At 59.0% G+C, this 13,483-nt stretch carries 10 protein-coding genes; 9 read left to right on the top strand and 1 reads right to left on the bottom strand.

All coding sequences use genetic code 11. The features are described 5' to 3' along the window. Positions 1 to 50 precede the first annotated feature (50 nt). Both dapF and ACQKPC_RS27540 read left to right on the top strand, forming a co-directional pair. Positions 51 to 869, top strand: a complete 819-nt coding sequence (gene dapF / locus ACQKPC_RS27545) for a diaminopimelate epimerase (RefSeq protein ID WP_427627734.1) — start codon at positions 51 to 53, stop codon at positions 867 to 869. A 97-nt stretch (positions 870 to 966) separates the two neighbouring features. After that, on the top strand, positions 967 to 2,943 hold the full coding sequence (locus ACQKPC_RS27540) for a preprotein translocase subunit YajC (protein WP_427627755.1): 1,977 nt from the start codon (positions 967 to 969) through the stop codon (positions 2,941 to 2,943). 89 nt (positions 2,944 to 3,032) lie between these two features. Here ACQKPC_RS27540 and ACQKPC_RS27535 read toward each other — a convergent pair whose 3' ends face one another. After that, a complete protein-coding gene (locus ACQKPC_RS27535; protein ID WP_427627733.1) occupies positions 3,033 to 4,598 on the bottom strand; it encodes a carbohydrate porin in 1,566 nt (521 codons plus the stop codon). A gap of 167 nt (positions 4,599 to 4,765) precedes the next feature. On the opposite strand from ACQKPC_RS27535, the gene ACQKPC_RS27530 reads away from it, so the two are divergent. From ACQKPC_RS27530 to ACQKPC_RS27500, 7 genes are all read left to right on the top strand, one after another. Continuing rightward, complete coding sequence (locus tag ACQKPC_RS27530) at positions 4,766 to 6,040, top strand: ABC transporter substrate-binding protein (RefSeq protein WP_427627731.1); 1,275 nt, start codon at positions 4,766 to 4,768, stop codon at positions 6,038 to 6,040. A gap of 21 nt (positions 6,041 to 6,061) precedes the next feature. Further along, positions 6,062 to 7,024 carry a carbohydrate ABC transporter permease gene (locus ACQKPC_RS27525; RefSeq protein ID WP_427627730.1) on the top strand — a complete coding sequence of 321 codons (963 nt, stop codon included), beginning with the start codon at positions 6,062 to 6,064 and terminating at the stop codon, positions 7,022 to 7,024. After that, positions 7,021 to 7,863, top strand: coding sequence for a carbohydrate ABC transporter permease (locus ACQKPC_RS27520; protein ID WP_427627728.1), 843 nt, complete (start codon positions 7,021 to 7,023; stop codon positions 7,861 to 7,863). Before ACQKPC_RS27525 ends, ACQKPC_RS27520 begins: the two co-directional genes overlap by 4 nt. A 27-nt stretch (positions 7,864 to 7,890) precedes the next feature. After that, on the top strand, positions 7,891 to 9,036 hold the full coding sequence (locus tag ACQKPC_RS27515; RefSeq protein ID WP_427627726.1) for an ABC transporter ATP-binding protein: 1,146 nt from the start codon (positions 7,891 to 7,893) through the stop codon (positions 9,034 to 9,036). Then, complete coding sequence (locus tag ACQKPC_RS27510; RefSeq protein WP_427627724.1) at positions 9,033 to 10,535, top strand: glycoside hydrolase family 32 protein; 1,503 nt, start codon at positions 9,033 to 9,035, stop codon at positions 10,533 to 10,535. Before ACQKPC_RS27515 ends, ACQKPC_RS27510 begins: the two co-directional genes overlap by 4 nt. Positions 10,536 to 10,610: 75 nt before the next feature. After that, positions 10,611 to 11,603, top strand: a complete 993-nt coding sequence (locus ACQKPC_RS27505) for a LacI family DNA-binding transcriptional regulator (protein ID WP_427627722.1) — start codon at positions 10,611 to 10,613, stop codon at positions 11,601 to 11,603. A gap of 298 nt (positions 11,604 to 11,901) precedes the next feature. Then, positions 11,902 to 13,483, top strand: a 1,582-nt coding sequence (locus tag ACQKPC_RS27500; protein ID WP_427627753.1) for a DUF5801 repeats-in-toxin domain-containing protein, incomplete at its 3' end; no start/stop codon positions are given.

Below are 13,483 nucleotides of genomic sequence, written 5' to 3'. Positions count from 1 at the left end.
ATGCGATTGGGGCTGGGTGGCCTTCCATGCCTGGTCGACAGGATCCTTTTATGCCGCTGAGTTTTCATAAAATGCACGCCAATGGCGATGACTTCGTCATCGTGGACTCGCGAAATTCGGCCAATCCAATGACAAGCGCCATGGCCCGGCGAATGGGTGATCGGCACCGAGGAATCGGGTTCAATCAACTCGCGGTGGTGCTCAATTGCGATGATGCCGTTGCGCGCCTGATGTTCTGGAATGCCGATGGTTCCGCCCTGGATGCGTGTGGCAGCGCAACGCGAGGGGCCGCGGATATGCTGATGCGCGAATCAAATACTACGTCGATAACACTGCGAACCAACCGTGGCCTACTCACGTGTGAGCGAACCTCAAGCGGTGCGATTTCCGTCAACATGGGAGAACCGCTTTTCGGCTGGTCGGAAATTCCCCTGGCGCTGGAACTGGATACTGCTGTTTTACCACTGGCGGGTGACCCGGCAGCGACCAGTATGGGCAATCCGCACTGCACCTATTTCGTCGATGATCTAACCGCCGTCGATATAGCGACCCTCGGTCCAACCATTGAAACCAACCCTCTATTCCCCCTCAAGACGAATGTGCATTTCGTCCAGATCATTAATCGAAAGCACATTCGATTGCGCATTTGGGAGCGCGGGGGCGGGATTCCACTCGGCTCAGGTTCCTGCTCTTGTGGCGCCGCTGTTAACGGCATTCGTCGTGGCTTGTTAGATCATTGCGTTGAGGTCGAATGTGATGGCGGCACCGTAACGGTTCAATGGGATGGCGTGGGACCTGTCTTTCTCATCGGGCCGGTAGAGACAACGTTCTCGGGAACCGTTCACGACAGCCTCTCCTACAGGCTATGAATCGGCAGCCATCGCGTAACTGACCTATTCTGAATCGACCGACAAAAGATCACCCTTTTGAGGTACCTGAACTCGTTACAGCAATGGAGGCTGGATGATGAAGGAGCATTCAATTGAGTTTCGCGCCGCAGAGGTGCATACGCCGCACACTTCGCCCCTCGCCATGACCCGTTCCACCCAAACTCCCACGCTCAATAGCCGCATCGAGCTTTACACCCAAGAGGCGATGGTCAATTGGCTAGGCCCGTTGCAGCTGATGCGCACGGGCTTACAAACGGCCGTTGCCACCACAATGGGAGCCTTCGCAGACCCACGCGAAGTGCTGGCGATGCTCAACCCTCGGGACTCTAACCCGCCTATCCAGGTGGTTGCCGACGGTGACGTGTGGATCGATTATCTGGCCGATACCGGCGATGGCTGGGACTCTACCTACTCGATGGCGCTGTGTGTCAGCCGTGCTGCCGAGTTGCCGGAACACCAGCTCTCACTACCGCGCGGCGACGTGCTGCTGCTCGGCGGCGATCAGGTCTATCCCACACCGGCCCGCAATGGATATCGCACCCGTTTCCTTGATCCTTTCCGCGCCGCATTTCCCGCGCCGGTACCCAAGGAGCGCCCTGGTGACCAGGCCCAGCCCGTACGGCAGCCGGGTGCGCCGTGGATATTGGCGACGCCTGGCAACCACGATTGGTATGACGGTCTGCGCGGTTTCTCCCAACTGTTTTGCGAGCAGAAGCCCATCGGCGCCTGGGAAACTCGCCAGCGCACCGGTTACTACGTGCTGCAGTTGCCCAATGGCTGGTGGGTCTGGGGTCTGGATCTGCAGTTTGAATCCATGATTGACCGACAGCAGAAGCAATACTTCCAGCAGATGCACGCCAAATTGCAGCCAGGCGATCGCGTGATCCTCTGCACACCCGAGCCGAGTTGGGTGGATGAGGCCGAACGGCTGGCACGCGAGGAGAGCAAGGCCTTGCCCTCGATCGAAACCCAGACGCCGCGCTTTCGCAGCCTGCGCGAGATCGAGGAACTCTTGGGTGACCACCTCGCGGTAGTGTTGGCCGGAGACTCACACCACTACGCGCGCTACCAGCCAAAAGCGGGCACCCAGGCGCCGCAGCGCATCACCTGCGGAGGCGGTGGCGCCTTCTTGAATGCCACCCATCACCTTCCCGATCCGCCCAAGCCGATCAACGTTGGCGGAACCCGCCAGCATTACGAGCTGGCAGCGGTCTACCCGGCCAAAAAGACCTCCGAGCAACTGCGTAATCGGGCATGGCGGCTACCTACCCGCAATCTCTCGTTCTGCGCCATGCTGGCCATCTTGTACCTGCTGTTCGACTGGATGGTACAAAGCGCCAGCACGGTGCCCCACCCGGCACGAGGCAACCGCAGCCTGATGGACGTGTTGTCTGACCTCCAAGCGTCTATTCCCAACATCAGCGAAGTTTGGCGACATCTGCTCCTGGTCTTGTCACACAGTCCTTCGTCGGTGATGTTCGCCGTGATCATTGTGCTGGGTTGCGCCGTGTTCTCTGCCGCCGGGGTCAAGCGCACCCGAAAGCTCGCCTATGCCATTGGAGCTGTTCACGGGGTCCTTCATCTGGGACTGGCGATCGGACTGCTGTGGCTGATGGGCCGTGTCAACATCCACTACCTGCAGTTGGAGGTTGAAAACCTGCACCAGGTTTTGTTGTTCCTGGCGGAGACACTGGTGCTGGGCGGCAGCTTGGGAGGCCTGTTGTTCGGTGCCTGGATGGTGATGGGCAACACCTTTTGGGGGCTACATAGCGAGGCGGTTTTTTCCTCGCAGTGCATCGCCGACCACAAGTGTTTCCTGCGCATGCACTTCAAAGGCGACCAACTGACCATTTACCCACTCAAGTTGGAGAAGGTCTGCCGGCGCTGGTCCCTGGGGTCGGGAGTCGCCAAACTGGCGAAGGTGCAGCGCACCTGGAGGTTGCGGGCAACGCCTGAAAGCACTGGCCCGCGATTCGTGCCAGCCTCGGGTGAGCTCGAACTGCAACTGATCGAGCCGCCCATCGTGATTCAAAGCGGAAGAACCGCCCCATGAACGCTTCGTAGGAGTCAGGCTTGTCGGCGAAGGCGCTTTCAAAGACACCTTCGCCGGCAAGCCTGGCGCCTACACAGATGAAGCAGATATCAGAACCAGGTTTCCATCTGTATGCCGTACTGCCATACACCGCCGGCGTTGAAGTCCGACTTGCCGAAGTTGTCTGTGGAACTGTATCCGTCCAGATCCGAAGACCAGTTCATCAGGCTTGCGAATACTCGCAATTCTGGACGGGTGAGAAGGTCTCCAACGTCAGGTTTGAATGTCGGGGCAATCGTGAATTTCCAGAAGTTACCATCGACCGCATTACGTTGCAGGTAGCCCTTGGGGTCGAGGTCCATGGTTTGCCAGCTCATCTCGTAGGCCATCTCGAAATTGCTGTTGATTTCATTGGCCAACCGCACGTTCAAAGTCATCCAGCGGTAGTCGTCACCCTTGACGTATCTGTCCTTGCTTTGTTCGGCCAGCAAACTGGGGCCTATGCGCCAGCCGGGGGCAATGGGCGTCTCGCCGTAAAGCGCCAGACGCAGCGCGCGGGCATCGTCGATCAGCTCGCCATCCGCACCGATGTTCTTGACCTCTGCCCCCAGACCTTGCCCGTAGAGCAGCGCTGTTTTAAAGAAGCCTTCGCGGCCGAAAAAGTCTTTCTGGTGATTGGCCAGCATGCTGTGCAAGCCGGAATCCGCAGGCGTCAGGCCCGCTTCATTGGTACGAGTCCGAAAGTCGTTTTTCTTTGAGCCAATGCCATTGAACATCCACTGCCACTGACCATTATCGAAGAACTGGTTGGAGGTCAGGATGTAGCTTTCCACATCGGCATTGACACCGCCCTCACTGAAATCCCCATAGTTACGCCCCATCAAGGAATAATTCGAGCGCCAGTTCTTGTTCATCTGCACATCGTAGATTCCACCTCCAGTGCCAGCCAGATAGACGACGTCCGAGTCCAGCCAGTGGATATCGAAGTTGTCTCTGTCGAATCGTTTACCCGCCCACAGGGTGGAGTTTTCGAACACTGAATTGCCCTTGAAGGCGGCGAGATGATCGAGCTCGGTAAACACCTGACGCACGTTCAGATTGCTCTCGTCGGCGGTCCAGTCGTTGGAGCTTTCCACACCGTCGGCGATGGACACCGTGAATTTGGATCGGGTGCCGTTTTGCGCATAGAGTTCTTTCGACAGGTCTATGCGCATGTAGGTGTCGTCTTCGTTACCGAGTCGCCCGACGGCACCACCGACTGAACCGGCCGGCGTTGTGTAAGGGCCGCCACGACCACCACCCAGCCCATCGTTGATCAGCAATCCGGAGCGGGCGTAGCCCTTGAAGCTGAAACCGTCAGTCAGGTGTCCGCTACTGTCCTGCTTTTCCATGCTTTGCTGACGGGCTTCGAGTTTTGCCAGTCGAGTGTCCAAAGTGGGCGCCGCAGTGGCGGCTTCAGTAGACGCCGCCGGCTGCAAGGCGGGAGTCGCCAGTTTGATCTGCTGCAATTCCCTGGCGAGTGCCTGGGTTTGCTGCTCGGCTGCGGCGGCGCGTTTTTCTGCAGCGGCGGCACGCGCTTCAAACGCGGCCATTCGTTGTTCCAGAGTCGCGGCCTGAGTGGTCGCCGCCGAGGTGCCGAGTACGCCTGCGAGTAGCCAGCTTGATGCTTTCTGCATGGGGGATTTCCTGTTTTGTTTTTATTTTTCTGTCCTGCGACCGGCCTTTTTTCGTGAATTGTTAATTGTCAAAATCCACCAAAAAAAGGATGCCTCATCGCAAATACACTGCTACATTTGGCGATGTTAACGTTAACTTTTCTAAAAACAAAAATAAAGAGGGCTTTATGAAACACCTCAAATCTCTTCTTCCAGCAACACTGCTTACCCTCTGCGCCGGGCTTCCATCCCTCTCGAGCGCAGCCGATTTGACGATCTCGTGTGGGGCGGTAGGTGCGGAGTTACAACTCTGCAAAGAGGCTGTCCAGGCGTGGTCGAAACAGACTGGCAACAACGTCGAGGTGGTTTCCACGCCTAACTCGGCCACCGAGCGATTGTCGTTCTACCAACAGATCCTCAGTGCGCAGTCCAGCGACATCGACATCATTCAAATCGATATGGTGTGGCCGGGAATGTTGGCCAAACATCTGCTGGATCTGCGCGAGGTGCTTCCCGCCAACGCGACCCAGGGCTATTTCCAGGCACAGGTGGACAACGCCACGGTGAACGGACGGCTGGTGACGATGCCGTGGTTCACCGACTCGGGCCTGCTGTATTACCGCAAGGACTTGCTCGAGAAGTACAACCAGCAGGTTCCCCGGACCTGGGAGGAAATGACCGCTACCGCCAAAACTATTCAACAGGCTGAACGCACCGCCGGGAACCCCAATGCCTGGGGTTACATTTTTCAGGGGCGCGCCTACGAGGGCCTGACGTGCAATGCGCTGGAGTGGATCAGCAGTCAACCGGAAGGCGGACTGGTCAATTCACGAGGCGACATCGTGGTCAACAGTCAGGCCTCAAGAACAGCGTTGACCCTGGCGAAAAGTTGGGTCGGAGACATCTCCCCGCGCGGCGTACTCAATTACACCGAGGAAGAAGGCCGTGGCGTATTCCAGTCGGGCAATGCGCTGTTCATGCGTAACTGGCCGTATGTCTGGGCCCTGGTCCAAGGTCAGGACAGTGCCGTAAAAGACAAGGTCGGGGTTGCTCCCCTGCCCCGCGGCGGCGAGGCCGGCAGCCATGCATCCACCCTCGGTGGCTGGGGCCTGGCGGTATCGCGTTACAGCGCCCATCCAAAACTTGCCGCTGAACTGGTGAGCTACCTGACCAGTGCCCAAGAGCAAAAACATCGTGCCCTGATAGGCGCCTATAACCCGGTTATCGAATCGCTGTATCAAGACCCCGAACTGCTCGCGGCCATGCCTTATTACGCTCAGCTGCACAGCATTCTCAACGATGGGGTGATGCGCCCCGCCTCCATCACTGCCGATCGCTATCCACGGGTCTCCAATGCGTTCTTCGATCGAGTGCATGGCGTGCTGGCGGGCGAGTTGCCTGTCGATCAGGCGCTGGCCGAACTGGAAAGCGAACTCACGCGCATCAAACGCCGGAACTGGTAAGCCACAAGGAAGGAAATCACCATGTCTGTCTCTTCTACCCATGCCCCCTATGATGAGCTTCTGCTCACCAGGGAAACGCCCGTACAACGTCGCCGAGTGCGCGCCGCCTGGCTGTTTCTGACGCCGATGTTGCTGTGTCTGGCCCTGGTGGCAGCCTGGCCGCTACTGCGCACATTCTGGTTCAGCCTGACCGACGCCAACCTGGCGGACACCGGTGGCGGAACCTTCATAGGCTTTGGCAATTATCTGTTCCACAACGGTTCCAGCTGGTCGGGCATTCTGGTCGATCCGCAATGGTGGAACGCGGTGCGCAACACCTTGTATTTCACGGTGGTGTCGGTGGGACTGGAAGTCGTACTGGGGCTGCTGGTGGCGTTGCTGCTGAACATCAAGTTCACCGGACGTGCTCTGGTGCGTGCGTTGATTCTGATTCCCTGGGCGATTCCGACCATTGTCTCGGCGAAGATCTGGTCATGGATGCTTAACGACCAGTTCGGCATCATCAATCACCTGATGCTGAGCCTCGGCCTGATTGACGCGCCCCTGGCCTGGACGGCGGATGCAGATCTGTCGATGTGGGCGGTGATCATCGTCGACGTCTGGAAGACCGTACCTTTTGTCACGCTGCTGATGCTGGCGGCCTTGCAGATGTTGCCGAGCGATTGCTACGAAGCCGCCAGGGTCGATGGCATTCATCCATTGAAGGTGTTCTGGCGTGTCACGCTTCCCCTACTGATGCCCGCATTGCTGGTGGCGGCGATCTTCCGCATCCTCGACTCGCTGCGGGTGTTCGACGTCATCTATGTGCTGACCTCGAACTCATCGAGCACCATGAGTATGTCGGTGTATGCCCGCCAGCACCTGGTGGAGTTCCAGGACGTCGGTTACGGTAGCGCGGCCTCAACGCTGCTGTTTCTGGTGGTTGCGGTCATCGCCCTGCTTTATCTCTACCTCGGACGCCGTCAACTGGAGGTCCGGTCATGAACCTGCGCCTACTGAAAAAAGCCCTGTTGCGCCTCGGATTCTGGTGCCTGATCGGGGTGTTGCTGCTGTATGCAGTCTTCCCTTTCTACTACGCCATCGTGACTTCGTTGAAGCCGTCCAGCGCCTTGTTCCAGGTGAGCTACTGGATCGACAACCCCGACTTCTCCAATTACGCGGCGGTGCTCAATCAAGCCTCATTCCTGCGGGCGATCGGCAACTCGCTGGTGGTTGCGCTGTGCGTGGTGACGCTGGCGCTGTTCCTCAGCCTGACCGCCGCCTATGCCTTGGGCCGGGTGAAGTTTCGGGGGCGTGGCACGGTCTTGATGATGGTCCTTGGCGTGTCGATGTTTCCCCAGGTCGCGGTGCTGTCGGGGCTGTTCGAAGTGATCCGCGCCCTGGGCCTGTACAACACGTCCTGGGCATTGATCCTGAGCTACACGATTTTCACCCTGCCCTTCACCGTCTGGGTGCTGACCACGTTCATGGGGCAACTGCCCCATGAACTGGAAGAAGCGGCAATCATGGATGGCGCCTCGCCCTGGGTCACGCTGACCCGTGTGCTGTTGCCGCTGCTCTGGCCCGCACTGGTCACCACTGGCTTATTGGCTTTCATCGCCGCGTGGAACGAGTTCCTCTTTGCCCTGACCTTCACCCTCACCGACACGCAACGCACGGTGCCGGTCGCCATCGCCTTGATTTCCGGCGGCAGCCCCCATGAGTTGCCTTGGGGGTTGTTGATGGCTGCATCGGTGGTGGTCACCGTCCCACTGGTGATTCTGGTGCTGATCTTCCAGCGCCGAATCGTTTCCGGTCTCACTGCCGGCGCGTTAAAGGGTTGATGCCCAACAAAGACAAGGAATAGCATCGTGATCAAATTGAAACTGGACAACGTGAACAAACAATTGGGCGGCGCGCGGATTCTTCGCGACGTCAGCCTGGAAATCGCGGCGGGTGAATTCGTGGTATTCGTTGGCCCTTCGGGCTGCGGAAAATCGACCCTGCTACGACTGATCGCCGGACTGGATTCGATCTGCGGCGGCGACCTGCTGATCGACGGGCGTCGGGTCAACGACCTGGAGCCGCGCGAGCGTGGCGTCGGCATGGTTTTTCAGTCTTATGCGCTGTACCCGCACATGAGCGTCTACGACAACATCAGTTTTGGTCTCAAACTGGCCAAGACGGACAAGACCAGCCTGCGCGAGCGCGTGCTGAAAACTGCGCAAATCCTGCAGTTGGACAAACTGCTGCAACGCAAGCCAAAGGAACTGTCTGGAGGGCAGCGTCAGCGCGTGGCCATGGGCAGAGCCATGGCGCGGGAGCCGGACATTCTGTTGTTCGACGAACCGCTTTCCAACCTGGATGCATCCTTGCGGGTGCAGATGCGCAACGAAATCGCCCGACTGCATGATCGACTCGGCTCGACCATGATCTACGTCACCCACGATCAGGTTGAAGCGATGACCCTGGCCGACAAAATTGTCGTGCTCAATGGCGGTCGCGTAGAACAGGTCGGTTCACCGCGCGAACTCTATGAGCGCCCGGCCAGCCGCTTTGTCGCCGGTTTCCTCGGTTCGCCCAGAATGAATTTTCTGTCGGCGCGCCTGCAGACGCCAGGCGAAACCAGCCTGGTCGATACCCTCGTTTGGGGTATCACGTCCCTGCCCTTCGACAGCTCGAACCTGGCGGCAGGCACGCCGCTGAGCCTGGGGATTCGCCCGGAACACGTGTCGCTCAAGGCGGCGGATGGAACCGCCGGCGTCGTGGTGACCGCGGTGGAATACCTGGGCAGCGAAACCTATGTGCACCTCGAAACAGGTCAGGACGAGCCACTGATCTGTCGTTGCGAGGTCAGCGCCGGATGGCAAGCGGGTGATCGGGTTGAGCTGCAGCTGGACATCGACAACCTGCACCTGTTCGACGCCGACGGCGCGGCCTTGAGCCGTCATCCACACGCCATTGAAACCCTGCCGGCTGGCGTCCCTCTGCGCTCGGCACGAGCAAGCGCCCTATGACTGTGTCTTTGAATTCCATGAGTGTTCCAATGTCCGCTGCAATTGAGCTTGCGCAATATGCGCTGAGTGATGGCCTGTCTCGCGTCATCGATGATTATCGTCCCGGTTATCATCTTGCCCCCCCAGCGGGCTGGATGAACGACCCTAACGGGGTGGTGTACTTTCGTGGCGAATACCACGTGTTCTACCAACACCACCCCTTCGACCCGAAATGGGGCCCGATGTATTGGGGGCATGCCAAGAGCGCCGATCTGGTCCACTGGCAGCATCTGCCCATTGCGCTGGCGCCCGGCGATGACTTCGACCGCGACGGTTGTTTTTCCGGTAGCGCGGTAGTGTGTGGAGACACCCTGGCACTGATCTACACCGGGCACACCTGGCTGGGGGACGTGGGTGACGAACGCTACATCCGTCAAGTCCAGTGCCTGGCGACCAGCAGCGACGGCACTCGGTTCGTCAAGCATGGCGCCGTCATTGAAACCGCGCCGCAAGACACGATCATGCACTTTCGCGACCCCAAGGTATGGCAGGAGGATGACTGCTGGTACCTGATTGCCGGCGCACGTCTGGGCGATAAACCGCTGCTGCCGCTGTACCGTTCCACGGATCTGCATACCTGGGAGTTCCTCGACTATGTGTCTAGCGGCAGCGAGGGCGATGGCTACATGTGGGAGTGCCCGGACCTGTTCCGGTTGAACGGGCGCGATGTGCTGCTCTACTCCCCTCAGGGCATGCAACCCGAGGGTTACGAACGGCTCAACAAGTACCAGACCGGTTATCGAGTGGGCCGACTCGACAGTGAATGGCACTTCAGCGGCGGGCCTTTTATCGAGCTGGATAACGGCCACGATTTCTATGCCGCGCAAACGCTTCTGGCCGCCGATGGCCGCCGCCTTGTATGGGCGTGGCTCGACATGTGGGAAAGCCCGATGCCAAGCCAGGCCCATCATTGGTGCGGCATGCTCGGCGTGCCGCGCGAACTTGAACTGCACGCCGATCGCCTTTGCGTGTACCCGGCACGGGAGCTCACCGCTCTGCGCATGGCGCCATTGCCGGGCGTGTCTTGGTGGGATGGTTCGGGAACCCGGTGCGTGCCGGAAGTGAATGGCGAGATGCTCGAAATCCATGTGCATCTGGATTTGCGTGGCTGCACCAACGGCCACCTCGGAATCGCCTTGCGTTGCAGCGACGATGGCCACGAAGAAACCCTGCTTTATTACGATGCGTCGCTGCAGCGTTTGGTGCTTGACCGCAGCCGCGCGGGTGCGCAAGTCACCGGCCAGCGCAGCGTGTCGATAGACCCGACACAAGAGCGACTGGAACTGCGCGTATTTCTCGATCGTTCGTCCATCGAGGTGTTCGACGAAAACGGGCGCTTCAGCCTCAGCAGTCGGCTCTATCCACGGCCCGACAGCCTGGGCGTGAAGCTGTTTGCCAATGGGAGTGGCGGGCGTGTCTCGATTCCCAAGGCATGGCCTCTGGCCTCGGGATGGCTGTGAGCGGCGTCATTCGAGTCGCGGGAAACCCGGGCCCTGTGTCATGATCCTGCGTCAACCTGACCGGCCTCGCCTCGCATGACTTCAGTGAAAGACGTTGCACAGCTGGCCGGCGTGTCCCTGATGACGGTTTCTCGAGCGCTCAATAATCCGGAAAAACTGAGCCCCGAAACCCTTCAGCGGGTGCGTCGCGCCATTGACGAACTGCAATTCGTACCGAGCCTGTCGGCGCGCAAGATGCGCGGCGACAACCTCCAGTCGCGCACAATCGGTGTATTCGCACTGGACACCGCGACCACACCGTTCGCGGTCGAGTTGCTGCTGTCCATCGAACAGACCGCGCAGCAGGCGGGCTGGAATGTGTTCATCCTCAACCTGTTGAGCAACCCGCCCACCGACCAGAACATTGACCTGATGTTGTCACACCGTCCCGACGGGTTGATCTTCAGCGCCATGGGGTTTCGCCAGGTGAGCATTCCCGAACGCTTGAAGAGCAAACCTCTGGTGCTCGCCAATTGCCTGGCAGATGACAGTCGCTTGGTCAGTTACGTGCCAGATGACGAAACGGGGCAGTATCGAGCCGTACATCACGCGTTGAGCCAAGGTTATCGGCGCCCTCTGTGTATCAATCTGCCCAAACAGAGCCTGGCCTGGGGCTTGCGACAAAAAGGCCTGCAGCGTGCCTGTCAGGTATTTGGCCTTGCGCCTGACGCACTCCTGCAATACGACCTTTCCGATCATGACGCCTATGGTGAAACCGCAGCCATCCTCGACCGGCACATCATCGAGGGTCGCCCGCAATTCGACATCCTGATCTGTGGCAACGACCGGATTGCCTTCTGTGCCTATCAGCTGTTGTTGGGCCGAGGCCTGAAAATTCCCGCCGATGTCGCCGTGCTCGGCTTTGACAACATGATCGGCATAGCCGAACTGTTCATCCCGCCGCTGACCACGGTGCAACTGCCGTACTACGAGATCGGTCGCAATGCAGCCCGGCACCTGATCGAGGCCCTTGAAGTAGAGGGTGCCCAGCCGGTTGATTGTCCATTGGTGGTCAGAACGTCGTTGTGAGCCATCAAAAACCTTTACCGAGGGCCAGCGCTCGGTAAAGGGCTGAGTGTTTACTTGAGCGGAACGAAGTTATCCGGCATTCGATTCACCGCCAATTTCCCCCAGCATGATGACCTTTGTTCATGATCGCTGCCACGCCGCGCCCTCACGCCTCATCCCGCCTCCCCCTCCCGAGTAGTCCGAAACTCCCACATCGTCTGGGAGTATCCGCCGATGCGCGATCCTCGGCGCTTATCCATAGTTGCGACCAATGGTCAACGGTCAGGCCTTGATGACCGCAATTACCCAGGAAAAAGTCATGACAATTGAGCAAAATTCATTGCTGACGAACGCTATGAGCGTCGTGGCGAGCGGCGCGAACGTTTCGCTGGACGAAACGTCCGGTTTGCAGAACGCCACCGCCACGCCAACCCCTACGGGAGACGCTGACGACAACGACATTCTGGTGACCTCCCTGCCCTCGACCTTCGCTACCCGTTTGACCGCACTGGGTGCCGGGACCGCAACGGGGGCAGCGTTGAGTGGCTATACCGGTGCCGTGGGCAATACGGGCAGCAATGCGTTCACCGTCACCGCGGACCCCGGAGCCACTATTACCAATATCAGCTTCGTCGACAGCAATGGCGCACCGCTCAATGGCGTGGACAGCGGCCTGGATACCCTCAATGGCACCAGCATCCTTCTCTACACGGATGCGAACAACGACAACATCGTTCTGGGCCGGGCCGGTGGCTCGACCGGCGCGATCGTGTTCGCCGCCTATATCGAAGAAACCGGATCGCCGGTCTCCGGCGGCAAGATCTGGACCGTGGAGTACCAACCGCTCAAGCATCCAGATGCTGCGAACGCCGATGATTCGCTCAATCTGCTGAATAAGGTGTTCATCGGAGCCAGTCAGGACCTGGAATTCAGTTTGGCCGGTGTGCCCTCCGGTGCGAACCTGTTCCTGATGTTCACGAAGGCAAACCCGACAACTGAAACGGTCAATGGTGTCGTGCGGATCACGGATCCCACCATCATCGCCACCGGCAAGGACCCCGCAGACCAGTCAAGCGGCGCCAATATCAACACTGGCGACACGATCATTACCAGCCAGGCGGCTAACCCGACCACCTTCGGCACCAACAATCAGATGATTACGGAACAGGATGGCATCCGCTTTTCGTTCGTCACCGGTGCCAGGCAGGATGTGACCATTCCCAACCTGAGTCAGACCGAAGCAAATCTTGAATCCAACATCGACTTTACCGGCGTCTTCAACGCAAGGATGGCTAATTTCGATGTCGTGCAGCTGCAAAGCGGCAAGAGTGCCATCGTAAAAATCAGCGCATTCACCACCTTGGCTGAACCTGGCGTGAACTTCATCAACGGCTATGCGGGTGATACGCCGGTTGCCATCACCAATGTTCGCGTCTTCAACAGCGCCGGGGTGGTGATCGAGAATTCAAACGGTTCGGTGAATGATCTGGCCATTGGCATCACCTTTTCCGGTGGGGTTGCTACCATCACCGGCGTTAAAGCCGGCTACCAGATTGAATACACCACAACGTCGGATCACAACCGCGTGCTCATCGAGAACGGAGCGGCCCTCGATGCCAAGGGCACTGCCCATGCCGATTTTGATATCGGTGGTTTTACGCTGGTCCAGGCATCTATTTCGAAAACCGAAATCGGCTCCAAAATGATCTTCGAGGACGACGGGCCGGCGGCGGCCGGAACCGCCGTGACGGGAACCATCGACGAGGACGGCCTGGCCAATGGCATTGCCGGCGGTACGGGCGACGTGGCTGGCGAGGCGACCACGGCCAGCGGCAGCGTGACCGGTATCTTCCAGTCCGGCGCCGACACGCCGCTGACCTATGCCTTGTCGAGTAACACCA

The organism is Pseudomonas sp. NPDC089918 (genome assembly GCF_050280605.1).
Lineage (GTDB): Bacteria > Pseudomonadota > Gammaproteobacteria > Pseudomonadales > Pseudomonadaceae > Aquipseudomonas.
This window is presented reverse-complemented; position numbering and strand designations above follow the sequence as displayed.